Here is a 22,826-nt window from a genome sequence, read left to right as displayed (position 1 = left end):
GGATGCTTTCATCGCGCCCACTCCTTCTTCCAGCCAGAAAAATAGCAGTCGGAAACTCTAACTCAAAGTGATCCAGTTTTCAGGGGGCAAAGCACGCGGGATTATCTAGGTCACGCTGCCATTGATCCGCTGATGTTACCCTGGACTGCTCAACCTAATACCTTTGGGTAGTCGATTACCTAAAGAGCCATGATGTGGCCTTTTGGGGCGATATCGGTGTCGTGTCTTTTCTGGAAGTATTGAAACAACGGAGCTCACCGCTTCGCTGGAATGTAATGAAGTCTAAAAGCAGCCGATAAGTCTTCGGTTGGTTGGTAACAGGGATAGTAAGGGATTGGACTGTGCAAGACGTACTTAATGTGCCTGATTGTTCTGCGGTAAATTGTGGAAATTAAATAGGTGTTCGAAATTCTCGTAATTATTCGGAACCAATTTTGCATGTTTGGGTTGTTTAATTATTGTGGCTATAGCTGGACGGTGTAATGTACAATCTCGAGGTTAGCGATCATAGTGGTATTCAGGTTACCGCAAACCACTTTGGTGCTAACTATTTAACGCATATTGATCAGCTCGGCATAGAACACGGTTATGACACTGTTCTAGCGAACTTAAATGTCAGCACTTTACGATTTCCTGGTGGCACTGTTACAGAAACAGCTTTTGATGTTCGTGATTGGGACGCAACATCTTCAAATAGACAGGACGGAACGCCACTTACCCCTGTAAGCGAGTACTTAGATTTTATAAACGACCAAAACCTATCTTCTTCATTTGTTTTGCCGACACGCAATCTATTTATAGGCGAATTAGATGCTTCTCGTTCAGAATTGCGCGCGTTTGATGTCAGCCAGATCGAGGCAACTTTATCATTTGTACGAAAATTACTTTCTCGTAGCGATTCTGATCTTCCAAGCGCGAATATTACGGCCATAGAGCTAGGAAATGAATATTGGGGCAGTGGCAATATGACGTCTGCCGAATATGGCGCACTCGTAAACTACTTGGTGCCGGAAATTCAAAAAGTCATCGATGAACTGAAGCTTGAGGGTGATCTCGTTACCGGCATGGCTGAGCCGGATATTATTGTACAAGTTGGGCAACCATGGGGGGCTGAATTCAAACCTGGGGGCTATTTAGAGAACACCGTGTCTGCCGAAGGCGAGGGCGCAGAGCAGCCGTGGAGCTGGGACGACAAATTGAGTTACACAAATGAACTCATTACGTCGCAACTGAGTGATGCCGCCAAAGGCGCGATCGACGGATTGGTACAGCATTATTACTTTAGAAATAATAGTGGTGACGGATCTCGGTTCGGTGGACAGCCATTTGAGACATCTTCAATGGCTAAAAATTTCGCCAGCTGGACCTTGATTGCGGGGCTAGAAGATCTCGACTTTCATATCACAGAGTGGAATGTGTTTCGGCATGCCTATGACCAAGTTGGTATGCAAGGCGCGTCAAACAATCTGCAACAATTTGAATATATGCTTCGTGCTGGTGTCGATTCTGCGCAGATTTGGGCGGTGCAGCACAATACAACGACGAACCTTTACGATGAAGTAGCAATGCACACTGTGCAGGGCGAGGTGTTCGCTTTGATGTCAGAGGTGTTGGTTGGAGGTGTGCTTGTTGATGATAACTACTTTGGTGAAGAGTTCGAGATATCTGTATTCGAAAATGGTTCGAACACATATATTTATGTCAGCCTAAGAAGCGACGAGGAACAAGTATTTGATCTGAATATTGATGCGCTCATCGGCGAAAATCACCACTTTTCCGAAGATTACGAAATATCAGGAACCCTCGTTGGCGTCGATGTCGAAAGTAGCGATGGGATGCATTTCGTTCAGGGCCAAGGCCTGACTGCTACGCAAATCTACAATGAACATGATGTCGCAGCTGTGGTGACACATTACGACGCAGGTGAACTTTTATCATCCGAAGGCAATGTCTCAATCAATTTTAATCCGTATGAAGTACTGAGGATAGACATCGTCGATATCCGCGAGGCTTTATCGCTAGACGGTACAGCGCAGTCGGAGACGTTATTAGGGTCATCGGGAGATGACATTGTCTCTGGCTTTGAAGGCAACGACTTCATCGACGTGCTTGCGGGGGATGATCGTTTAGATGGTGGCGCTGGCATTGATCGTCTGCTTGGCGGCGCTGGTGAGGATGTTTTTATTTTCAACGAAAACACAGGTTTGGAAATCGTCTATGACTTTGAGGACGGGTCGGATCAGATCGCATTGGTTGGGCTGACATTGGAAGATTTCGATAGTGTGGAGATCTCTGCGTTCGGTTCTCTGGGAACAATTATTCAAGTCGGGAACGACCGCATGATCCTGCGCGGTACGGATGTGGACGACATCACAGTTGATGACTTCATCTTTGAAGAAACCACATTCCTGATCTGAAGGCATATCCAACGTAGCATAAATGGAGACATAAAATTGATTTTTAAACTTAGATGCGCCGGTGCGGTTGGAATGGCCTTAGCTTTGTCTGCATGTGGGGGAAGTGACTCTTCTCCTGTGGTTGGTGAAACCGGTCCTGTCACCTATGTCGATTTTAACGAAATGAGCATCGATGCTCAGACCCTTAGCAGTCAGTATATCGAAACCGACGGTCGGCTTTTGATTGAGCGATCTTCGGCGGAAAACTTACCAACGACAGGCGCTGCGAGTTACTATGGCTTTGTCACCGGTACCTTGGAAGGGCAGGGATTGATCGGCCAGATTGCTGTGACCGCCGATTTTGAGGGTGACGCAATCACCGGAACGGCGTCAAATTTCATCCATGAAACCAACGGTGCCTATTCAGGAACGCTCACCGCCGCCGGCTTGGTTAGAACCGAGGCACATATGGTCATCACGCAATTCTCAGCTACGTTAGAAGGAACGCTTTCGAATGACGGTAATGACTACGTGACTGAAATCGCTCTCGAAGGAGATTTTTTGACCGCAGACCATGCCGCGATAGGGGGGAACGTAGTCGGTTATGTTGGTGACGATTTTCTTGTTGGGGGCTTTGCTGCCGAAAGGTGATTTTTAAAATTGGTAAGTACTGCAAAATTTTGTGGTCAATGCTAGTTGCATGCCCGTCATTAAGGCAGGTCACAACGTCCCCCAAACCACCCCATTCATTCATCATCGTGCGATAACGAGCTCGGCCTTTAGGCCGCCTAGTTTCGCGCTTTTACCAAGGCGTAGAATGCCGCCATGTGTGCGGGCGATGTCAGCAACGATGGATAGTCCAAGACCTACGCCACTGCCTTTGTCTTGATTACGTGCAGGGTCTAGCCGAACAAAGGGGCTGATCGCGTCATCATATTGTTCCACAGGGATGCCGGGCCCATCATCTTCGACCCAGAAACGCACGGCACGGTCGGTCACGCTAACTCCTATTTCTGCGTGACTGCCATAGCGCAATGCGTTGCTAACAAGGTTATCAAGCGCGCGTCGGATAGCCGTAGGGCGAAGTGCCACCAATTCATATTCACCTTCGACATCAGACAGGCCTAAGTCGCGTTTCATCCGTTTGTTGTCTTCAATTATCGCATTGATGATATCGCCTGGGGCAAGTGTTTCTATTTTGTCGCTAGCGTCACTGCGGGCGAAATCTAGAAAAGCGTCAACAAGCCTTTGCATCTCGTCGACGTCGTTGATCAAAGGAGCCGCGTCTTCATCATCGATAAATGACAATCCAAGGCGCATGCGTGTCAGTGGAGTACGTAAATCATGGCTGACACCCGATAACATAAGTGTGCGGCTTTGGATCTGACGCTCTAGCCGGTTACGCATATCCAGGAACGCCATGCCAGCGGCACGTACTTCGACCGCACCTGTCGGGGTGAAAGGTGTAATGCGTCCACGTCCATAATCTGTTGCAGCTACCGCCATTCTCTTAATTGGGCGCAGTTGATTGCGTAGAAAAATAAAGGCAACCGCTGTCATCAATGCACCGGTCACAGCCATAATGACAAGGAGCTGATGCGGGTTGGAAGCAGATACACGACGGCGGCTAAATTCCATACGCAGTGGGCCGTGATGGGTTTCAACCCAAACAACGACCAATCTGCGGTCTGCAAGCGAGATAGACAAAATGTCTGGAATACCTTTGCGAATTGTCTCGATCACCGTACTTCCGGTGAAGTCGAGCAACGGTTTGATGTCGTTTGTCGGCACATCAATTGCCGGTAGTGCCGTCCTGATCTGAAGCGGGATACCAATGTCTGTCAGGGCATCTTGGGCATCTGTAATTCCGACTGCCCGGTTTGTATTCTCAATGAGATAACGCAAATCAATGCTTTCAGCACTTGTCATCATGCGTGTCACGCCGTCAAAATGGCGTTGAATGAACACCACAGAGATCAGCAATTGCAGCAGCAGCACTGGCAATATCAGGATCAAGGCGGCGCGCGCGTAAATACCGCGCGGCATATAGTTTTTAAGCCAGCGAAAGAACATAGGCTTACGCTATCCTTCACGTGGCAAAACGGAAAGCTAAGAATGTGATCACAATGTCAGATGAGATCCCGATGGTCGGTAAAGCGATAAAATTGGCGCCAGACCTTCAGCGAATTCTTGCGCCGAATGTCTCACCGATGACCTGCTGGGGGACGAATACATATATAGTAGGCGATCGTGATGTGGTCATCATTGATCCCGGTCCCGATGATCCTGCGCATCTTGCTGCAATTTTGCATGCCCTGAAAGGGCGGCATGTCAGCTGTATACTTGTCACGCACAGCCATATCGACCATTCGGGCCTTGCGTCTCCCCTTAGCGCCGCGACCAATGCGCCAATCGCGGCCTTTGGCGATAGCCGCGCCGGACGGAGCGATGTCATGTCTGACTTGGTCGCGCGGGGATTAGCGACCGGAGGTGAAGGCGTGGACCATTCGTTTACACCCGACCAAACACTTAAGGATGGTGAAAACCTAGATGGCAGTTGGGGCAGGGTGACAGCGGTTCACACGCCGGGGCATATGGCCAATCACATGTGTTTCCATTGGAATGACATAATTTTCACGGGCGACCACGTTATGGGATGGGCTAGTTCGGTTATTTCACCGCCAGACGGCGACTTAACTCAATTTATGCAGTCCTGTAAAAAACTTGCCGTAATACCATGCGCACGATTCCTGTCTGCGCATGGCGCGCCGATCGAAACCCCCGCTGAGCGTCTTGAATGGTTGTTGGCGCATCGCTACGCGCGAGAAGCGCAGATTATTTCTCAGCTAGAGCAGGGCGCGGCAACCATTTCGGAGCTCACAGATTCGCTTTATCGCGGTCTGTCACCCGGGCTACGTGTCATAGCTCAAAGAAATGTCTTCGCGCACGCAATTGATCTGACGCTTCGTGGCCAAATAGTTGCGAAACCTGATTTGCAGTTTGACGCGAAGTATCAACTTTTTAAGGCCCTAAGCGTTGAGAGGAAATGAATGCAAAAAACTATCGAAATGCCTCTAGACGCCACTGAATCACGTTGCTATACGGCCCTCAGTTGTTCCGACGTAGCTCAGCGGTAGAGCAGTTGACTGTTAATCAATTGGTCGTAGGTTCGATCCCTACCGTCGGAGCCAAATCACCCGCAAGGTGTTGATTTACAACAGAAAAAGGTATCCTCAGGGATGCCTTTTCTCGTTTCTGGTCACAACAAATGCACGCCGCTCGTCACAACAAGTGCACATCAAGTGCACAGAGTCCTTACGGAGTCAGAGCATGAAGCAGCACCAACGCACGCGCTATCTGGAGAAACGCGGTGACGGATTTTATTGGCGTCGCAGGCTGCCAAAAATAAGAAACTATCAAACAAACTTATTTCTCACTTTCTCTTTGCGAACCGACATCCCTTCTAACGCAAGGGACCTCGCGGCACGCCTCACCGCGCTGACCACCCTTGCATTCGACTACGCGAAGGGATGCTACGATTTGAAACTGGATATGCTGAGACCGCTCCTGACTGACCTGATCCGGTTTGAAATTGCCGCGTTCGAAAAAGCGCGTCTAAAGATCGACGAAGAGACGACGAAGATGATCCGTCGTTTCATCGATGTATATCGACCAGTTGTCCTCGTCCAAAGTGGTCACGATGCGGACAACGAGCATCTCTTCGTTGGTTCGGAAACTGAACGAAAGGAGCGAGGCGAAAGCGGCAGCTACGCAGCCGGGTTTGGCTATCAGTGCAAAGGCAAACTCTGCCAGAGGTTCAAGAAACACATGGCGAAATACTGCATGATCGACATGGACTTTCAAGTCATGCGTCATATTGCAGGCAAGGTGATCCTGGATATGAACCCGAGCGCGATGAGCCTGGTCCAGGAACTACTCGGGCATAAGAAGTCTGAGACGACCCGTTCTTACTACGCCGAAGTTTGCAAACTGGTTGCCCAAAAGAATTATCTGGCGCTTCTTGACCGTTATACACGTCGGGTACTTACGAACGTTGATTTCCACGCAGAGATTGAGGACCATTTGAAGGGAGGTCAAAAATGAGACCTTCAACACTTTCTATTCCAATGGAAGACTGGCCCGAAGATATCCGTGATCGGTTTCAGCCAGTCTGGGATGCTGCATCGGAAAGTCAGCGCCCGAGACTCTTCATGGGCACCGGGTGCTATGAAGCTCCAATCTCCGATTGCGGACAGATCCGAAACGTAGGCCTCGATCCGGTCAAAAAGAGCAATGTTCTTTGTGTGCACAGACCTCGATCCAGAAATGCCATATGTTGAAGAGCTATGTCTCCTGGCTGATGGTCTGACAGAAGCCCTTTGCGCAACGGGCAGGCTTGTTAAGGATATCTGAATCTATTGAGGTATGGTGGCATAAATGAAAAAGAGGGCTCAAAGCCCCCTTTGATAGCGTCGTTCAATGATCGGATACTATCCCCGCCAAGTCCGAATTGGGCCGCAATCCATGTGAACAAAGTTTGAACCATTATATCGGCCAACACCGCCAGCGTGACAGGCGACAGCTGCGCTGGCCATTTGCGCAGTTGACCGGCTTTGCAGTCTCAGGTCAGCGGCTTGGCCGCGCATGTGGAGCGAATTACGTGCAACGCCAGACGATTGGCTGCGCAACATCGCGTTGGTTTGCGGTGATCTGTAGCCAGACAAAAGAAGGTAGGGTTCACTTGCTTCCATCAGGTTGGAAGCCGCAGCCATAATATCAATGGTGCGCAAATCCATCTGCACTGCTTCACCAGTGCGCCAATCGCGCATGTGGACGTTAATTTCGCGGACAGCCTCAGCGATGTATTCGCCTTCGATCCAATAAATCGTGTCTAAACTTTCGCCAGTACGACCCGAATACATAGAGATTCGTCGGATATCGCCTGCGCCGCGAAGAAATCCGGCTGCGTTCGCATATGTTGGAGTTGCCGCTACTGCCGTCGCCGCAAATGCACCAAGCAAGCCGCGACGTGTGATCCCAGAGGAGTTTTTGTTCGTCATTGAATTGCGCCTGTCCCGTCGCTCAACTGTGCCGCTTTGCGGCTTTTTTCATCGTGTCCCCAGATGTGCACATTTTATGGCACATTTTGATTCGTTCACCAAGGGGTGTTTGCATCGATTTTACCGAATAAAGGGGAAATAAGCGAGAAATAGCGCAGAATATATGCGGGAACCTTACGGGCGCTTGAAAGTTAGGCTGCATTGGCGCAACACCGGATGGGTTGTGACGGCGGCTCGCGGGATTATGAATGGACTTCCTCAAAGTAAGGATATTCATACTCTTATTTAAGTTTATTGCCTATTAGACTAGGTTTAGAACAAGATTTTCTTGGGGGAAGAGTAATGTTGATGAAGAGTATGCCTTTCAGTGCGATAACCGCACGCGTTTGGCTTTTCATGAGTGCGATTGCGGTAATGCTATTTGCGGCTCCGATAGCACAGGCGCAAGTGACAGATTTTCGTCAAGCCGTTGCACAGGCTGCTGCATCTGACGACGATATTGCCGCGTTCTATCGCGAGCGTAACTATGAAGGTATCTGGAGCACAAGCGGTGACCGTCGCCGGCGTAATGCGCTGATGGCAGCGTTCGCGTCCGCCGGTGATCATGGGTTGTCGTCTGCGCGATACGACCCTCAGCCGCTGATGGCGCGCCTACAATCGGCATCAACTGCCAGTGAGCAAGGCAACGTCGAGGTGGAACTCACTCGGATGTTTTTGCAGTACGCACGGGATGTGCAGACCGGTATCCTTGTTCCGTCCCGGGTTGATAGTAATATTCATCGCCAGGTACCCTATCGTTCGCGGCTTGCGACGGCGCGTGCGTTTGTACAGTCCAATCCTGATTCATTCTTGCGTGCACTTCCACCAAGCTCGCCTGAGTATACTCGTTTGATGCGCGAAAAAATCGCGATGGAACGTTTACTTGCTGCGGGTGGCTGGGGGCCAACTGTCCCGGGCGGTAAGCTAGAGGCGGGGAGCAGCGGTAACAGTGTTGTTGCGCTTCGTAACCGTTTGATCGCGATGGGCTTTCTTGAGCGTACCAATACCCAGACTTATGATGCAGCTATCGTAGCGGCGGTACAGCGGTTTCAGCAGGCTCATGGCCTTGCGATTGATGGCACTGCCGGACAGGGCACATTGCGTGAAATCAATGTCGCCCCAGAAACGCGCTTGCAGTCTATCATCGTCGCGATGGAGCGCGAACGCTGGAATAACCGCCCGCGCGGTACACGTCATATTTGGGTGAACCTCACTGATTTTACCGCCAAAATCGTAGATAATGATGTGGTAACATTTGAAACGCGCTCTGTGATCGGTGCGAACCACCGTGACCGCGTCAGCCCTGAATTTTCTGATGTGATGGAGTTCATGGTCATTAACCCAAGCTGGTATGTACCGCGTTCAATCATCACCAAAGAATATCTGCCACAGCTTCAGCAAAACCCAAATGCGGTTAGTCAGCTTCAAATCACTGACTCGCGGGGACGAACAGTCAACCGTGGTGCAGTCGACTTTACGCAATACACCGAAGCAAACTTCCCTTTTTCCATGCGCCAGCCTCCGAGCCGGGGTAATGCTTTGGGTCTTGTGAAGTTTATGTTCCCGAACCGGTACAATATCTATCTACATGATACGCCATCCAAAAGCCTGTTTGGCCGTGAAACACGTGCGTTTAGCCATGGCTGTATTCGGCTCGCGGATCCGTTCGACTTTGCTTATGCGCTGTTGGCACGTCAGGTTTCCAACCCAGAAGAGTTCTTTCAAAGCCGCTTGCGGACTGGCACAGAGCAACGTGTTAACTTGAATGATCCGGTTCCAGTACATTTGGTCTACCGGACAGCTTTCACAAAACCAGAAGGTCATATGCAATATCGCCGTGACGTCTATGGTCGTGATGCACGTATTTGGAACGCACTTTCACGCGAAGGGGTGGCGGTTCGCGCCGTTCGCGGGTAAATCTGACCTCGGAATTTAATCCGAGGGTATGATGGCACATTCAATCAAAGATATCGCAGCGGCGCTCGGGGCTCAGGCCTTTGGCGCCGTTGACATTTTGGTCGATGGGGCGTCTGAACCGGGAACCGCAGGGTGCAGTGATTTGGCCTTAGCGATGACGCCAGCGTACGGCGATGCACTGTCCCAAGGGAATGCGCGGGTCGCTGTTGTCTGGCCCGGCGCCGATTGGAAGGCATTGGGGCTCGAGGCCGCAATTTATGCACCGCGCGCCCGTTTGGCGATGGCCGGTCTGACGCAAATGTTGGACAAGCCAATGTCCGGTTCAGGAGTTAGCGAGCACGCGGTTATCGATCCTTCGGCGCAGATTGGTGAAGGGGTTGTGATTGGCGCTTTTGCAGTCATCGGTGCTGATGCTGTGATCGGGGCAGGGACATGGGTTGCTGATCATGTGAGCATTGGCGTGAACGTGGTTATTGGTAAAGATTGCCATCTACATGCCGGCGTCCGGATACAGCGAAACGTAGTGTTGGGCACGCGCGTCATATTGCAGCCAAACGTCGTGATCGGGGCCGATGGGTTTTCCTTTGTAAGCGTCGAACCATCAAATGTTGAGCTCGCCCGTGAAACACTAGGTAACGTCCCCATGGCGGCGCCTGATGACCCGACATGGCACCGTATCCATTCTTTGGGGAGTGTTGAAATCGGGGATGACGTGGAAATTGGGGCAGGGTCCACTGTCGATGCCGGAACAATCCGGGCAACGCATGTGGGCAAGGGTACCAAAATCGATAATCTGGTGCAGGTTGGGCACAATGTCATTGTTGGTGAACACTGTTTGCTATGCGCCCAAGCTGGCGTTGCAGGGTCGACAGTTATCGGTGATCGCGTTGTCGTCGGGGGGAAGGCTGGCATCGCAGATAACGTTACAATTGGCGCTGATGTCGTGTTGGGCGGTGGCTCTGTCGTGTTGTCAAACGTACCGGCCGGCCGGGTCATGATGGGGTATCCCGCAACAAAAATGAACACGCACCTAGAAAGTTACAAAGCGCTACGTCGGTTGCCACGATTGTTGAACAGTTTGGCAAAGCGTTAAGAAACTGTTTCATTCTTAGGCAAAACGACCTAAATCGCATTAAACAATAACGGATCTCAGACCATGAGCATCAAAGAACAGGTGATCGCAATAATAGCAGAGCAGGCCATGCTTGAACCATCTGACGTTAAGATGGAGCACACGCTTGCAGATTTGGGGATCGATAGCCTTGGCTTAGTCGAAAGCATTTTCGCAATCGAGGAAAGCTTTGACATTACGGTTCCATTCAATGCGAACGATCCAACCGAAAGTGATTTCGACATATCGTCCATCGCGTCGATCGTAGATGCTGTCGATAAGCTTAAAACCGAGCAATCCTCATAATGCGTCGTGTCGTTATTACTGGCGCGGGGACAATGAACCCGCTTGGTACAGATATTGCCAGCACGTTCGAAGCATTCCGCGAAGGTCGCTGTGGCATTGGACCGCTTGACATAAAAGACGTTGATCGCCTGTCCATCCAGATCGGTGGGCAGATTAAAGGCTATGAAGAGGCCAGCCATTTTAACCGCCAACAGCTTGCGCTTTATGATCGCTTTACCCAATTTGCATTGCTTGCCGCGCGTCAGGCCATCAGCCAATCAGGCTTAACGTTCTCTGGCGAGTTGGCTGATAGATCTGGTGTGGTTTTGGGGACCTCTGGTGGTGGGCTTACAACCCAAGATGAAAACTATCGCGCTGTCTATGAAGAAGGGAAAAATCGCGTACACCCGTTCATCGTGCCACGACTGATGAACAATGCGGCCGCAAGCCATGTTTCCATAGAATGGAATTTGCGCGGACCAACGTTCACGGTTGCGACGGCTTGTGCATCGTCCAATCACGCGATGGGACAGGCGTTCAACATGGTTCGTAGCGGTATGTCCAAAGTCATGATCACTGGCGGCTCAGAAGCGATGCTTTGCTTTGGCGGGATAAAAGCCTGGGAAGGTTTACGCGTCATGTCCAAAGACGCCTGCCGCCCGTTTTCAGCTACCCGTAACGGTATGGTCCAAGGTGAAGGCGCTGCGGTCTATGTGTTCGAAGATTATGAGCATGCGGTGGCGCGCGGTGCTGACATACTGTGCGAAGTTGCTGGCTTTGCAATGTCATCTGACGCGTCTGATATCGTTACCCCATCAAAGCAAGGTGCCGCGCGCGCAATCGCAGGGGCAGTAAAAGATGCGGGCGTAGCGTTGGACAGTGTCGGATATATCAACGCACATGGCACTGGAACGGCGGCAAACGACAAAACAGAATGCGCTGCGGTGGCTGATGTCTTTGGCCATCACGCTGATCACCTTATGATGTCCTCGACGAAATCCATGCATGGTCATTTGATCGGTGGAACAGGCGCCGTGGAACTACTTGCCTGTATCATGGCGCTAAAGGACGGCGTGATTGCCCCGACAATTGGCTATGAAGAGGCCGATCCAGAATGCGCAATGGATGTGGTGCCGAATGAAGCACGTGACGCAAAGGTCGACGTTGTGTTGTCCAATGCATTTGCGTTTGGTGGATTGAACGCAGTTCTTGCACTGCGCAACCTAAATTAGGGAATTGCACCCGACCTTACGGTCAGGTGCAATCGATCTTATTCGCTTGGGCCAACTGACCCTTCGTATCCTGCGGTAAAGCCGGTCAGCGATAAATCGAGCATGATTTCTTGGTTTGGATTCGCAGCATGCACAAGGCGAATTGTCGCGCCGGCACCACGTTTAAACTGGTTTATCTCTGCTTCGGTAAAACCAAGCCGCGCGACACAGCCGCCTTGATTGCAAAAGCGAAACGGATAGCTGCGCGCATTTTGCCCATCAACTGCAAGAGTTAACTGTTGGGTCAGCAGTGTTTCAAGTGGAACAACAACTGTTGCGCCGGCTGCGGCGGTTGCTCCCTCTGGCAGACGGAAGAAGTTAAACTCAGCGATTGCGTTGCCTTCGCTGTCGCTTAGCAATTGGTACATATTGCAGGGGTCTGCTTCATCTTCTGGTGCGCGCACACAGCGCATTGCCCAATCACCGAATTCCTGCAGAATGTAGGCTTGTCCGACCGCGGGGCCAGCAGGTTGACCAAGATCAAGATCCGCCGCAGAATCAGTGACTTCTTCGATGGGCGTTTCTACTTCGGCTTCTGTCGCATCTTGGGCGAAAGCTGTTGTTCCTTGCACCAACAAGGCGGCAACAACGATTGATTTAAATGTACTGCGCATAAGATAGGTCCTTTAGCTTTTGAGCCTGCTTATCATGGGCGTTTAGGGCTGTCAGTGGGGGAATGGCCTGTCAAGGCTATGTTCCGCTCACAAATGCGCGTGCTGAAATAGAAAAAGGGCCCCCGAAGGAACCCTTTTCCATTTTTCCCTGCCGGACTTGGCCGACTAATTGTCATGAAAGTTACGCAATGTGACAGGGTGCGTCAATATTAAATAAGAATCGCGTAACCTGAAAAACCGACTGTATTGAACACTATAGAGTTGCGGGGAAAAATAGCTGATGTAACGCAAGGCTGCGTTTGGGCCATGCTTTAGGCTAGCATCAATTGGCTAAGGATGTATTTTGATACAAACTTAAAATGAGGGACGGCAGCATGGCAGATCATATCTTTATCGGTGGCGGCGCACAGGATTACGGCGTGGCGCAAACCATGCTACTTGATAAAGCGAACCGTCACGGTCTGATTGCCGGAGCGACCGGCACAGGTAAAACTGTGACGTTACAAATCATGGCGGAAGAGTTCTCTGCCGCTGGTGTCCCGGTGTTTCTATCTGACGTGAAAGGTGACCTGTCGGGGCTTGCTGCTGCCGGAAGTGCGGATTTCAAATTGCACGAGGCATTTACAAAGCGCGCCAAAACCATCGGCCTTGACCTGCAATACGACAGCTTTCCTGTAACATTTTGGGACTTGTTCGGGGAAAAAGGCCACCCCATTCGCGCGACTGTCGCAGAGATGGGGCCACTGTTGCTGGCGCGTTTGATGGGCCTCACCGATGTTCAAGAAGGCGTATTAAACGTTGCATTCCGCGTAGCCGACGAAGAGGGTCTTCCTCTCTTGGATCTAAAGGATCTGCAGGCGATGCTCGTGTGGGTAGGGCAAAATGCGAAAGAACTTTCGCTGCGCTACGGCAATGTTGCGTCTTCTTCTGTAGGGGCAATTCAGCGCGAGCTGCTGGTGCTCGAAAATCAAGGTGGGTCTGCGTTGTTCGGTGAGCCGGCTCTTGATTTGTCAGACATGATGGGCATCCGAGGTGGTCGCGGAGAGATCAACATTCTTGCCGCAGACCAATTGATGGGCAGCCCGCGCTTGTATGCGACGTTCTTGTTGTGGCTATTGTCAGAGTTGTTCGAAGAACTGCCCGAAGTCGGTAACCCGGATAAACCCAAGCTTGTCTTCTTTTTTGATGAGGCGCATTTGCTATTTGACGATGCACCGAAAGTTCTTGTTGATAAGGTCGAACAGGTCGCGCGTTTGATCCGATCGAAAGGGGTTGGGGTCTATTTCGTCACGCAAAACCCGGGTGATATTCCTGATGATGTCCTGGGTCAGCTTGGTAACCGTGTGCAGCATGCGCTGCGGGCGTTTACGGCCAAAGACCGTAAGGAGCTAAAGACAGCGGCCGAAACCTATCGCGATAACCCGGCGTTTGATACAGCAGAGGCGATCCAAGAAGTCGGCACAGGCGAGGCGGTCACGTCTTTCCTTGACCGAAAGGGGATTCCGCAAGTTGTCGAACGTACCCTGATCCGTCCGCCATCGTCACAGCTGGGCCCAATTGATTATGCCGCGCGCAAGGCGGTAATGAATGCATCGGCCATGGCTGGTAAATACGATACGCCGCTTGATCGTGAAAGTGCACATGAGATGTTGGCGAAAAAGGCAGAGGCTGCGGCCAAAGAAGCCAAGGCCGCCGAAGCAGAAGCGGACGAGAAAGAGCGCGAATTTCGGAATGCGCGCCGCTATGATGGCGGGCTCAACCAAAGCCGTAGCCGTTCGACGTCGCGAAAATCGTCGGGTGGCGGTTTTGGTGGTGCATTGGCGTCTGTCGTCGCCAAAGAGCTTAAGGGTACTACAGGCCGCCGGATTGTTCGTGGAATTTTGGGCAGTTTGTTTAAGGCGCGGTAGTTCTTCGTAGGGTGGATTTCAATCCACCCTCCCTAAATCAAAGCTGTCGAATTTTTAGCGTTGCGATCCGGTTTTCTTCTTTCTTGAGAACCTCAAACCGGAAGCCATGGAACGAAAATACCTGGCCTTCGACGGGGATCATCTGGGCTTCGTGAATTACAAGGCCTGCGACTGTATTTGCTTCGTCGTCTGGTAGGCCCCAGTCATGCGCGCGGTTCAAGTCACGGATCGTCATGCCACCATCAACGATATAAGCACCGTCGGCGGTGGCTTCGATCATATCTTCTTCGTGATCGTCGAATTCATCAGCGATTTCGCCAACAATTTCTTCAAGGATATCTTCAAGGGTAATCAACCCCTGTAATCCACCATATTCGTCAACAACCAATGCAAAGTGGGTTTGTCGTTTTAAAAAGTTACGCATCTGATCGTCTAGCGTGGTCGTTTCCGGAACAAAATACGGCGGCATAGCGACTTTCATCACATCAAACGCGGCGAGGCCTTGGGCGTCTGATCCAGCCAGTAACTTATGCATTGCACGTAGCAAATCTTTGGCGTGGATCACGCCAACAATATTCTCCTGATCGCCGCGATAAAGCGGCAAGCGCGTGTGCGGGCTATCTAGGATTTGCGTCAGCATGTCTTGTGGGCTCTGATCCGCATCGACCATTTGGATGCTAGAACGGTGTAACATGATTTCTTCGACTGCGCGTTCGTTCAGGTCCAACGCACCCAAAATCCGGTCACGATCTTCTTTTTCAACGATCCCTTCTGAATGGCCCAGCTGCAACGCCCCAGCAATTTCTTCGCGTACGGCAAGAATGTTACTGTCGGGGTCAGTTCGCACGCCAAACAGATATAGCACGCCGCGTACTAGGTAACGTACGGCGGCCACCATCGGCGAAAACACCAAAACAACAAGCGCAATGGGGCCAGCGACCTTTGAGGCGACCGTTTCCGGGTAAGTGATAGCAAATGTTTTAGGTAACACTTCGGCAAAGATCAGCACCAGCAATGTCATAATCAGCGTTGCCGCTGCCACGCCGTTTTGACCGAAGATTTTCGTCAGCAGTGCAGTGGCAAGTGACGTCGCTAAGATATTCACAACGTTGTTGCCAAGCAAAACGGAGCCGATCAAGCGCTCACTGTCTTCGGTTACTTGGAGCGCAGTCTGTGCGCCTTTTGAGCCCTTATCGGCTGCTGTGCGCAATTTGCCTCGTGATGCTGCGGTCAACGCCGTTTCCGACCCCGAGAAAAAGCCGGATAGGATAAGTAGGATTAGGATTGCGCCAGCTGTTATCCAAAATGTGGCGTCAGAAGTCAGGGTGTCCATTACGGTCTTTCGGTTTTGCCGGCTTTTGCAAGCGGGTGATGTTCGAGCACCAGCTCTTTTAGTCGTTCATCTAGAACATGTGTATAGATTTCTGTTGTCGCTACGTCCGCATGCCCCAACATTGTCTGAATAGACCGTAAATCTGCGCCGCCAGCCAATAAATGCGTCGCAAATGCGTGGCGCAGTGTGTGCGGTGTTACTTTTTCCGGCGAAACACCGCCAGCCACCGCGAATTCCTTTATCAATCCAAAAAAGCGGTGCCGGGTCAGGTGGCCAAGCTTTCCGCGCGAGGGGAACAGGAATGATGAGGTTGGTTTGCCGTCTTTACGTCCTGCGTCTTCGGCGGCGTCACGTGAAATCAGATAAGCCGCCAATGCTACGCGGGCAGGGGGCGATAGAGGAACAAGACGTTCTTTGCCGCCCTTACCGCGGACCAATAGCATGCGCGGATCACCGCGCGCGGATGACACGGGTAGGCTGACTAATTCGGTTACGCGCATTCCGGTCGCATATAGCAATTCCATCAGGCATGTGTTGCGCAATGCCTCGCGTGGGGTATTGCGTGCAGCGTCTAAAAGACGGTCGACCTCTGCGACATCAAGCGTTTTGGGTAGGCGTTTTGCGCGCCCAGGTCCTTTGATTTGGATTGCGGGGTTATCTTCACGCCATCCTTCTTCGAAGGCGAACCTGTATAGTTGTTTGATCGCTGATAACCGGCGCGCGCGCGTTGCTTTGGATAGCCCTTCGTTTTCGCAATCAATCAAATAGCTTTCCACATGATCGCGGGTTATACTTGAAAAGTGTAAATTTTTATCGGCAAGCCATGCTGCCAAGTTTTGCAAGTCGCGTGCGTAGGCCAACTGTGTGTTCGTTGCCGCATCCAGTTCAGCGGCTTGCGCTTCGAGAAAAACTTGAATCCAGCGTGCCATTGATCGGTTCGTTGCTGTCACGTCGCACGTTCCAAAATCATCAATTGAAGAGCCGCCCTGCGCGCAACGTCTTCTAAGCCGACAGTGCGCATCAATGACAATGCGTCAGTTAATGATCGAAAATCGCCTGCATAGCCATGGTTAAAGATCGCAGTAGTACGCAACAGTGCCTCACCAAGCTTACCGTCATCGACCAAAGTTTGCAGTACAGCAGGCGGTTGGGCACCGTTGAATGCCGCTTGAATAGCGAGCGCAGTTGGGGACGTCACGCGAACTTCTTGGGGGCGCCCACGCGCTAGGGCAATTAAGAATGGGTCATATGACGTGGTTTCTGCGTTGATCGCGACCTCTTCATAGTTGGGGGACAAAAGCCCGACGGTGATCGCAATCGAACGCGCGTCGCCTGACAACTCCGTATCTTGCAGCGCTTGTGTGTAGAGCTTTGAGAATTGAATTTCTGTGCGCGCTTGCTTCATGGCGGCCCAAGCAGCAGGAAGAGTTAGGGCAATCGCATCGGCATCTTGGTTTGTGACCGCGCGGTCAAACCGTTGTACCGCGCGTGCACGATCCCAAACGCCACCAGATGCGGCAGGCGTATGAGCTGTATAAAAGTCCTGTAAGACATTTTCCGAAACTGCCCCATGTCGTGCTAAACGTTCGGCTGCCTCTATCTGAGATTTCCAACCAACCGTTGGGCGTAAATCCGCGTGCGAGAACGCCAGAGGCAGGTCAGCGGTTATCAAACCTTCCCCAATTGCTTCGTGCATACGGAACATCAGCGGACTTATCCGGGCAGGTGGATCAAGCGGCGGTTCGCCTTCGAATATCTCAGGGTCAAGAAAGCGCGTTAGTAGCATTTCTTCGGATTGTGTAATGTCGCCAAGGACGCGGTGGGTGTTCAATGTCAGCGCAGCAGTAGACCAGTCACCGTTCCGCGCAAGGCAGAAAATGCGCGCAGAATACGTCGGTGCGATGGAGGGCTTTTGCCCCATAACATCGCAGGCATCGTTTTCGGTTCCAGTCAGTAGCGCGACGTCAAACCAACGGCGAAACAAGGCGGCGGTATCTGGTTCGGCTTGTTCGATCAGCGCTTTGGCGGGTTCAATTGCACCAAGATCAAGTAGCTTATCAACGCGGGCCAAAAACAACCTGCCGCTGGGGCTGGCGTTAAGCGGTGGGTCTGCCTCAGCGAGGATAAGCACCTTTACGAACTCTTGAATTGCGGGCAGCATTTCAATGCGTTCCGCCATCAATAGCGTGACAAGTGTATCTTCATTGCTAGATGACCAGATGGTCGGCGGTAACCCCGTTACATCAGCCGGCAGCAGGCCAATTGGGTCCTTTGATGGGCGATCAAGCGGCGTCACGGTAACACGTGGCGATGTCGCACCATGGCTAACGGGCGGTTCCATCATCGTAATGTTTGGCTGTACGCTGCGCGAAAGCCAATCTATTGCCGACAAGGGTTCGTCTTGGGCAAATAGGGGCGTGCTTATCGCACAGCAAAAAAGCGCGGCGCGTTTAGTTTGTTTCCAGCGTAACAGGGCGCGTTACCTCGCTTGAAGGGGCCGCAAAATCAGCCGGAAAAAATATCGGTCCGATATAGGCAAACGCGATCAAACCGACGCCTGCCAAAACGAATAAAAACAAAAGTGCCTTGATGAGCCGCAACATTATCTGCCCCGTTCCTCTTTATATGCCTCAGTATGTGGTCTTAATGCCAACTATTGAAGTGTTTATATATGGCCTTTTCCGCAAGATCACGGCATTCATTCATTAATTTTACGTGAGGCGGCATTATGCCGAATGTCGGGGGGCATAATCGAATGACGGACGGACCGGAATATCAGCTGCATCGCACAGTTGTGTTGGTGGGGATGATGGGGTCTGGGAAGTCGGCGATTGGTCGCGCGATGGCCGAACGACTTGGTGTACCGTTTGTTGATAGTGACGCCGCCATCGAGGCCGCAGCCGCCTTGTCTATCGCTGAAATCTTTGAACGCGACGGCGAAGCGTTTTTTCGCGAACGTGAAGCTGAGGTGTTGCGAAGGCTACTGTCTGGCCCGCCGGGCATTGTATCAACCGGTGGCGGCGCGTTCTTGGCCGAAAGAAACCGAACAGCGATCAGTGAGATGGGCGTTGCGCTTTGGCTTGATGCTGATCTCGATACGCTTTGGGATCGGGTGCGTCACAAAGATACGCGGCCGCTGCTACGGACGCCCAATCCCAAACAGACGCTGACGACGATCTACAACGAACGTCGCCCCATTTATGAACACGCCGGTGTTCGTTTGCAGGTTGCACGCGACGCAACCATCGAAGACACAACACAAAGCGCGCTGGACGCGCTGATTTCACGTCCCGACATCATGGAGATCACATAACATGACCGCCACAGTACACGTCGATTTGCCCGGTCGCGAATATGACATCCATATTGGTCCGGGTCTTTTGGAACAGGCTGGTGCCTATGTCGCAGCGCTTGGTGGGCGCAAACATGTTTGTATCCTGACAGATGAAACCGTTGCTGCTCTGCACCTGGCAGAGCTTCAGGCCGGATTAGAGCGGGCAGGGCTCACATCAGAAGCGCTTGCCCTTCCGCCCGGAGAATCAACGAAATGTTGGGCGCAGTTAGAACGTTCTGTTGAGTGGTTACTCGCCCAAAAGGTCGAGCGCGGCGACATCGTGATCGCTTTTGGTGGCGGTGTCATCGGTGACTTGGCTGGCTTTGCGGCAGCGATCATGCGGCGCGGTGTGCGTTTCGTGCAAATCCCAACCACGCTTTTGGCGCAGGTGGATAGCTCAGTTGGCGGAAAGACAGGCATTAACTCTCCGCACGGGAAAAACCTGATTGGCGCGTTTCATCAGCCAAGTCTGGTTCTGGCTGACACCGCGCTATTGGGTACGCTGACTGCACGCGATTTTCTGGCTGGTTATGGCGAAGTCGTCAAATACGGCATGCTCGGCGATGCGGCGTTTTTTGACTGGCTCGAATCCCAAGGGCCAGCATTGGCTGCGGGCGATATGGATGCACGGATTCGCGCGGTGACACGTTCATGCGAGATGAAAGCCGACATCGTGCAACGAGATGAAACCGAACAGGGTGACCGGGCGTTGCTGAACCTTGGTCATACTTTTGGACACGCGCTTGAATCCGCTACGGGTTACTCTGACCGATTGCTGCACGGCGAAGGCGTTGCTATCGGGTGTGCGATGGCGTTTGAACTGTCGGCACGTCTGGGGCTTTGTAGTCAAGAGGACCCTAGCCGCGTGCGTGCGCATTTGCGTGACATGGGTATGAAAGTGGATGTCGCGGATATCCAAGGTGATCTGCCGGATGCCGAAGGGCTCTTGGCCCTGATGGGGCAAGATAAAAAGGTCCTTGATGGCAAGCTGCGCTTTATCTTGGCACGTGGGATTGGGGAGGCTTTTATCACCTCCGATGTCCCCTCAGATCAGGTTCTTGCGGTATTGAACGATGCGCTCGCGTTGAAGCGCGCTCGCACGTAACGGAAGGGCAACGGCAGCTTTAATCGCTGTTGCGTTCTGAACGCGCCTTGTCTAAACGGCGCTCCACCGGTCGCAGCCTACCCGGTCAACAAAACAAGGACTGAAAAATGAAGACGATTGTTATCTGCTCGGGCGGACTGGATTCTGTTTCGCTTACGCATGTGGTTGCCAATGACGGCAACCTTTCTCGGCTGGTGTCCTTTGATTATGGACAGCGCCACCGCAAAGAGCTCGATTATGCGGCAGCATGTGCCGTTCGGTTGGGCGTGCCGCATCACATCATCGATATGCGCCAAATCGGTGCCGCGCTTAGCGGTTCTGCACTGACGGATGATATCGATGTTCCCGACGGCCACTATGCCGAAGAGACCATGAAAATCACAGTGGTGCCGAATCGCAATGCGATTATGCTGACCATTGCTTATGGTATTGCCGCCGCGAACGGTGATGACGCTGTGGCGACAGCGGTTCATGGGGGCGATCACTTTATCTATCCCGATTGCCGACCTGCATTCACCGAAAGTTTTGACCGGATGCAGCGCGCAGCGCTGGACGGTTACGCAGATGTGACGCTGTCAACGCCATTTGTGCACCGATCCAAAGCCGAAATCGTGACCGAAGGTGCACGCGTTGGAACGCCATTTGCCGAAACGTGGTCGTGCTATAAGGGCGGCGAAAAACAGTGCGGGCGCTGCGGAACCTGTGTCGAGCGTCGCGAGGCGTTCCATCTGGCAGGTGTCGAAGACCCGACGGATTACGAAGACCCAGATTTCTGGCAGGCCGCTATTGCGGCGCATGAGGGCAACTGATGTTTCGCATATCGAAGGAGTTTCACTTTTCAGCCTCGCATCAACTGTCGCATCTGCCACAGGATCACCAATGCGCGCGCTTGCATGGTCACAACTATATTGTTGTCGTTGAACTGGCCGCAGCGTCGCTTAACTCGGATGGTTTTGTGCGTGATTATCACGAACTAAAACCGTTGAAGGATTATATCGACGGCACCTTCGATCACCGGCACCTAAATGATGTTCTGGATGGGCCCTCAACTGCCGAAAACATGGCGCATCATTTTTACGAATGGTGCAAAGCACGCTGGCCGGAAGCGTCGGCGGTTAAGGTTTCTGAAACACCGAAAACTTGGGCAGAGTATCGACCATGACACTGCGTATTGCGGAAATATTCGGGCCGACAATTCAGGGCGAGGGCGCGCTGATCGGTGAACCGACCGTATTCATCCGTGCCGGTGGGTGTGATTATCGCTGCGTCTGGTGCGACTCGATGCATGCCGTGGACAGCGCTAATCGGCACGATTGGCACGTCATGGAACCGGTAGAGGTCTGGAAAGAAGTCGCCCAGCTTTCTGGTGGACGGCCACTGACTGTTTCGATTTCTGGCGGCAACCCTGCGATCCAAGACTTTGGGCCAGTGATCGCATTAGGTAAAGCCGACGGTTATAAATTCGCCTGCGAGACACAAGGCTCGATCGCCAAGCCATGGTTCGGCGATCTTGATACACTGGTGCTAAGCCCCAAGCCGCCTTCAAGCGAGGAAACCGTTGACTGGGCCGCATTCGACAAGTGCCTTTCTGCTGCAGAAGGTGGGCCCGAAATAGTCATGAAAATCGTGATCTTTGATGACGAGGATTATGCTTGGGCCAAAGCAGCATCCGAAAAATATCCGTATCTGCCACTGTACTTGCAACCGGGTAATTCAGAGGTCGACCCAAACGAGCCAGTGGACCTAACGGCCACAATCGACCGCCTGCATTGGCTAATTGAAAAGGTGACGGCTGACCGCTGGTTCACCCCTCGGGTTTTGCCACAGTTGCATGTTCTGGTCTGGGGCAACAAACGGGGCGTTTAATCATTCCGATAGGAGAAATCGTATGAGTGACGATATCTATAGCAATCTAAAGCAACTGGGTGGTGCGACGGTTATGCCAGCCACCCCCGAAGAGGCCGAGTTGGAGCGCGTTCCAAATCCGCAAGCCGACGTTGCATATAACGTGCGCTTTACCGCGCCTGAATTCACGTCACTTTGCCCGATGACAGGTCAGCCGGATTTTGCCCATCTTGTCATCGACTATGTGCCCGGTGCGTGGCTGATCGAAAGCAAGTCACTCAAGCTGTTCTTAGGTTCGTTCCGGAATCATGGTGCGTTCCACGAAGATTGCACAGTTTCGATCGCTCGTCGGTTGGCAGAATTTCTTGAGCCGCAATGGCTGCGCATTGGCGGATACTGGTATCCGCGCGGGGGCATCCCAATTGATGTGTTCTGGCAAACGGGTGCGATGCCCGAAGGCGTCTGGATTCCCGATCAAGGCGTTCCACCGTATCGCGGCCGAGGATAGCACGCTCTGTCCGTCGTCAGGTTTTTTGGAACCAAAGCGGGCCTAAACTAAGAGAGAGTCTGGCTCATCTGGTTGGTTTGATTATGCGGCGTGTTGGCGGT

General features: G+C 52.1%; 22 protein-coding genes and 1 tRNA gene. 16 read left to right on the top strand and 7 right to left on the bottom strand.

Annotation, left to right across the window (positions count from 1 at the left end):
* The first annotated feature begins 482 nt into the window (after positions 1-482).
* The gene (locus tag CLV80_RS18065; protein ID WP_106359340.1) at positions 483-2,417 is read left to right on the top strand and encodes a calcium-binding protein; all 1,935 of its coding nucleotides are present in this window, start codon (positions 483-485) and stop codon (positions 2,415-2,417) included.
* A 72-nt stretch (positions 2,418-2,489) separates the two neighbouring features.
* Entirely contained in the window at positions 2,490-3,047 is a 558-nt protein-coding gene (locus tag CLV80_RS18060) for a hypothetical protein (protein WP_133169799.1), read from the top strand.
* 102 nt (positions 3,048-3,149) lie between these two features.
* On the opposite strand, the gene CLV80_RS18055 is transcribed toward CLV80_RS18060, so the two are convergent.
* The gene (locus CLV80_RS18055) at positions 3,150-4,469 is read right to left on the bottom strand and encodes an ATP-binding protein (RefSeq protein WP_106359338.1); all 1,320 of its coding nucleotides are present in this window, start codon (positions 4,467-4,469) and stop codon (positions 3,150-3,152) included.
* Positions 4,470-4,522: 53 nt separating this feature from the next.
* Here CLV80_RS18055 and CLV80_RS18050 point away from each other — a divergent pair, with 53 nt between their 5' ends.
* The 3 genes from CLV80_RS18050 to CLV80_RS18040 all read left to right on the top strand — a co-directional run bounded on the left by CLV80_RS18050 (position 4,523) and on the right by CLV80_RS18040 (position 6,500).
* Positions 4,523-5,446: an MBL fold metallo-hydrolase gene (locus tag CLV80_RS18050; protein ID WP_106359337.1), complete on the top strand. Its 924-nt coding sequence runs from the start codon at positions 4,523-4,525 to the stop codon at positions 5,444-5,446.
* Between the two features lie 66 nt (positions 5,447-5,512).
* Positions 5,513-5,587, top strand: a tRNA-Asn gene (locus CLV80_RS18045).
* Positions 5,588-5,726: 139 nt separating this feature from the next.
* Positions 5,727-6,500, top strand: coding sequence for a hypothetical protein (locus CLV80_RS18040; RefSeq protein ID WP_106359336.1), 774 nt, complete (start codon positions 5,727-5,729; stop codon positions 6,498-6,500).
* 386 nt (positions 6,501-6,886) lie between these two features.
* On the opposite strand, the gene mepK is transcribed toward CLV80_RS18040, so the two are convergent.
* A complete protein-coding gene (gene mepK / locus CLV80_RS18035) occupies positions 6,887-7,456 on the bottom strand; it encodes a peptidoglycan L,D-endopeptidase MepK (protein ID WP_106359335.1) in 570 nt (189 codons plus the stop codon).
* Positions 7,457-7,804: 348 nt separating this feature from the next.
* Between mepK and CLV80_RS18030 the strand changes: the two genes are divergently transcribed.
* Genes CLV80_RS18030 through CLV80_RS18015 form a run of 4 tightly spaced genes read left to right on the top strand, consistent with a single transcriptional unit; the run spans position 7,805 to position 12,040 of the window.
* Entirely contained in the window at positions 7,805-9,412 is a 1,608-nt protein-coding gene (locus tag CLV80_RS18030; protein ID WP_511261310.1) for a L,D-transpeptidase family protein, read from the top strand.
* 31 nt (positions 9,413-9,443) lie between these two features.
* Complete coding sequence (locus CLV80_RS18025) at positions 9,444-10,505, top strand: UDP-3-O-(3-hydroxymyristoyl)glucosamine N-acyltransferase (RefSeq protein WP_106359341.1); 1,062 nt, start codon at positions 9,444-9,446, stop codon at positions 10,503-10,505.
* Between the two features lie 33 nt (positions 10,506-10,538).
* On the top strand, positions 10,539-10,829 hold the full coding sequence (locus tag CLV80_RS18020) for an acyl carrier protein (RefSeq protein ID WP_430383329.1): 291 nt from the start codon (positions 10,539-10,541) through the stop codon (positions 10,827-10,829).
* Positions 10,829-12,040, top strand: coding sequence for a beta-ketoacyl-[acyl-carrier-protein] synthase family protein (locus CLV80_RS18015; protein WP_106359333.1), 1,212 nt, complete (start codon positions 10,829-10,831; stop codon positions 12,038-12,040). The genes CLV80_RS18020 and CLV80_RS18015 overlap by 1 nt, the downstream gene beginning before the upstream one ends.
* A gap of 38 nt (positions 12,041-12,078) precedes the next feature.
* Here the strand turns inward: CLV80_RS18015 and CLV80_RS18010 are convergent, their stop codons facing one another.
* The gene (locus tag CLV80_RS18010) at positions 12,079-12,693 is read right to left on the bottom strand and encodes an invasion associated locus B family protein (RefSeq protein WP_106359332.1); all 615 of its coding nucleotides are present in this window, start codon (positions 12,691-12,693) and stop codon (positions 12,079-12,081) included.
* A gap of 374 nt (positions 12,694-13,067) precedes the next feature.
* On the opposite strand from CLV80_RS18010, the gene CLV80_RS18005 reads away from it, so the two are divergent.
* Positions 13,068-14,600, top strand: coding sequence for a helicase HerA-like domain-containing protein (locus CLV80_RS18005; protein WP_106359331.1), 1,533 nt, complete (start codon positions 13,068-13,070; stop codon positions 14,598-14,600).
* 37 nt (positions 14,601-14,637) lie between these two features.
* Here the strand turns inward: CLV80_RS18005 and CLV80_RS18000 are convergent, their stop codons facing one another.
* The 4 genes from CLV80_RS18000 to CLV80_RS18530 are packed head-to-tail and all read right to left on the bottom strand — an operon-like array spanning position 14,638 to position 18,536.
* A complete protein-coding gene (locus CLV80_RS18000; protein ID WP_106359330.1) occupies positions 14,638-15,933 on the bottom strand; it encodes an HlyC/CorC family transporter in 1,296 nt (431 codons plus the stop codon).
* The gene (locus CLV80_RS17995) at positions 15,933-16,862 is read right to left on the bottom strand and encodes a site-specific tyrosine recombinase XerD (RefSeq protein ID WP_165793423.1); all 930 of its coding nucleotides are present in this window, start codon (positions 16,860-16,862) and stop codon (positions 15,933-15,935) included. Before CLV80_RS17995 ends, CLV80_RS18000 begins: the two co-directional genes overlap by 1 nt.
* Positions 16,863-16,879: 17 nt before the next feature.
* On the bottom strand, positions 16,880-18,325 hold the full coding sequence (locus tag CLV80_RS17990) for a hypothetical protein (RefSeq protein WP_243394626.1): 1,446 nt from the start codon (positions 18,323-18,325) through the stop codon (positions 16,880-16,882).
* A 58-nt stretch (positions 18,326-18,383) separates the two neighbouring features.
* Positions 18,384-18,536 carry a hypothetical protein gene (locus tag CLV80_RS18530; RefSeq protein WP_165793422.1) on the bottom strand — a complete coding sequence of 51 codons (153 nt, stop codon included), beginning with the start codon at positions 18,534-18,536 and terminating at the stop codon, positions 18,384-18,386.
* Between the two features lie 152 nt (positions 18,537-18,688).
* Here CLV80_RS18530 and CLV80_RS17985 point away from each other — a divergent pair, with 152 nt between their 5' ends.
* From CLV80_RS17985 to queF, 6 genes are all read left to right on the top strand, one after another.
* On the top strand, positions 18,689-19,246 hold the full coding sequence (locus CLV80_RS17985) for a shikimate kinase (protein WP_106359327.1): 558 nt from the start codon (positions 18,689-18,691) through the stop codon (positions 19,244-19,246).
* 1 nt (position 19,247) lies between these two features.
* The gene (gene aroB / locus CLV80_RS17980) at positions 19,248-20,372 is read left to right on the top strand and encodes a 3-dehydroquinate synthase (protein ID WP_106359326.1); all 1,125 of its coding nucleotides are present in this window, start codon (positions 19,248-19,250) and stop codon (positions 20,370-20,372) included.
* A gap of 107 nt (positions 20,373-20,479) precedes the next feature.
* Positions 20,480-21,181 carry a 7-cyano-7-deazaguanine synthase QueC gene (gene queC / locus CLV80_RS17975; RefSeq protein WP_106359325.1) on the top strand — a complete coding sequence of 234 codons (702 nt, stop codon included), beginning with the start codon at positions 20,480-20,482 and terminating at the stop codon, positions 21,179-21,181.
* A complete protein-coding gene (gene queD, locus CLV80_RS17970; RefSeq protein WP_106359324.1) occupies positions 21,181-21,534 on the top strand; it encodes a 6-carboxytetrahydropterin synthase QueD in 354 nt (117 codons plus the stop codon). Before queC ends, queD begins: the two co-directional genes overlap by 1 nt.
* Positions 21,531-22,238 (top strand): 7-carboxy-7-deazaguanine synthase QueE, encoded by a 708-nt coding sequence (gene queE, locus CLV80_RS17965; RefSeq protein WP_106359323.1) that lies wholly within the window; start codon positions 21,531-21,533, stop codon positions 22,236-22,238. The genes queD and queE overlap by 4 nt, the downstream gene beginning before the upstream one ends.
* Before the next feature lie 22 nt (positions 22,239-22,260).
* Complete coding sequence (gene queF / locus CLV80_RS17960; protein ID WP_106359322.1) at positions 22,261-22,725, top strand: preQ(1) synthase; 465 nt, start codon at positions 22,261-22,263, stop codon at positions 22,723-22,725.
* The last annotated feature ends 101 nt before the right edge of the window (positions 22,726-22,826 follow it).

The sequence above is a fragment of the Yoonia maritima genome (assembly GCF_003003285.1).
In the GTDB taxonomy this organism is placed as follows: domain Bacteria; phylum Pseudomonadota; class Alphaproteobacteria; order Rhodobacterales; family Rhodobacteraceae; genus Yoonia; species Yoonia maritima.
The sequence above is the reverse complement of the archived record's forward strand: the minus strand, read 5'-3'. Positions and strand labels throughout refer to the sequence as shown.

Excerpts from the sequence above, each read along its gene's own strand:
- CLV80_RS18065 (WP_106359340.1), top strand. The coding sequence starts at position 483 with ATGTACAATCTCGAGGTTAGCGATCATAGTGGTATTCAGGTTACCGCA.
- CLV80_RS18060 (WP_133169799.1), top strand. The coding sequence starts at position 2,490 with ATGGCCTTAGCTTTGTCTGCATGTGGGGGAAGTGACTCTTCTCCTGTG.
- CLV80_RS18055 (WP_106359338.1), bottom strand. The coding sequence starts at position 4,469 with ATGTTCTTTCGCTGGCTTAAAAACTATATGCCGCGCGGTATTTACGCG.
- CLV80_RS18050 (WP_106359337.1), top strand. The coding sequence starts at position 4,523 with ATGTCAGATGAGATCCCGATGGTCGGTAAAGCGATAAAATTGGCGCCA.
- CLV80_RS18040 (WP_106359336.1), top strand. The coding sequence starts at position 5,727 with ATGAAGCAGCACCAACGCACGCGCTATCTGGAGAAACGCGGTGACGGA.
- mepK (WP_106359335.1), bottom strand. The coding sequence starts at position 7,456 with ATGACGAACAAAAACTCCTCTGGGATCACACGTCGCGGCTTGCTTGGT.
- CLV80_RS18030 (WP_511261310.1), top strand. The coding sequence starts at position 7,805 with ATGAAGAGTATGCCTTTCAGTGCGATAACCGCACGCGTTTGGCTTTTC.
- CLV80_RS18025 (WP_106359341.1), top strand. The coding sequence starts at position 9,444 with ATGGCACATTCAATCAAAGATATCGCAGCGGCGCTCGGGGCTCAGGCC.
- CLV80_RS18015 (WP_106359333.1), top strand. The coding sequence starts at position 10,829 with ATGCGTCGTGTCGTTATTACTGGCGCGGGGACAATGAACCCGCTTGGT.
- CLV80_RS18010 (WP_106359332.1), bottom strand. The coding sequence starts at position 12,693 with ATGCGCAGTACATTTAAATCAATCGTTGTTGCCGCCTTGTTGGTGCAA.
- CLV80_RS18005 (WP_106359331.1), top strand. The coding sequence starts at position 13,068 with ATGGCAGATCATATCTTTATCGGTGGCGGCGCACAGGATTACGGCGTG.
- CLV80_RS18000 (WP_106359330.1), bottom strand. The coding sequence starts at position 15,933 with ATGGACACCCTGACTTCTGACGCCACATTTTGGATAACAGCTGGCGCA.
- CLV80_RS17995 (WP_165793423.1), bottom strand. The coding sequence starts at position 16,862 with ATGGCACGCTGGATTCAAGTTTTTCTCGAAGCGCAAGCCGCTGAACTG.
- CLV80_RS18530 (WP_165793422.1), bottom strand. The coding sequence starts at position 18,536 with ATGTTGCGGCTCATCAAGGCACTTTTGTTTTTATTCGTTTTGGCAGGC.
- CLV80_RS17985 (WP_106359327.1), top strand. The coding sequence starts at position 18,689 with ATGACGGACGGACCGGAATATCAGCTGCATCGCACAGTTGTGTTGGTG.
- aroB (WP_106359326.1), top strand. The coding sequence starts at position 19,248 with ATGACCGCCACAGTACACGTCGATTTGCCCGGTCGCGAATATGACATC.
- queC (WP_106359325.1), top strand. The coding sequence starts at position 20,480 with ATGAAGACGATTGTTATCTGCTCGGGCGGACTGGATTCTGTTTCGCTT.
- queD (WP_106359324.1), top strand. The coding sequence starts at position 21,181 with ATGTTTCGCATATCGAAGGAGTTTCACTTTTCAGCCTCGCATCAACTG.
- queE (WP_106359323.1), top strand. The coding sequence starts at position 21,531 with ATGACACTGCGTATTGCGGAAATATTCGGGCCGACAATTCAGGGCGAG.
- queF (WP_106359322.1), top strand. The coding sequence starts at position 22,261 with ATGAGTGACGATATCTATAGCAATCTAAAGCAACTGGGTGGTGCGACG.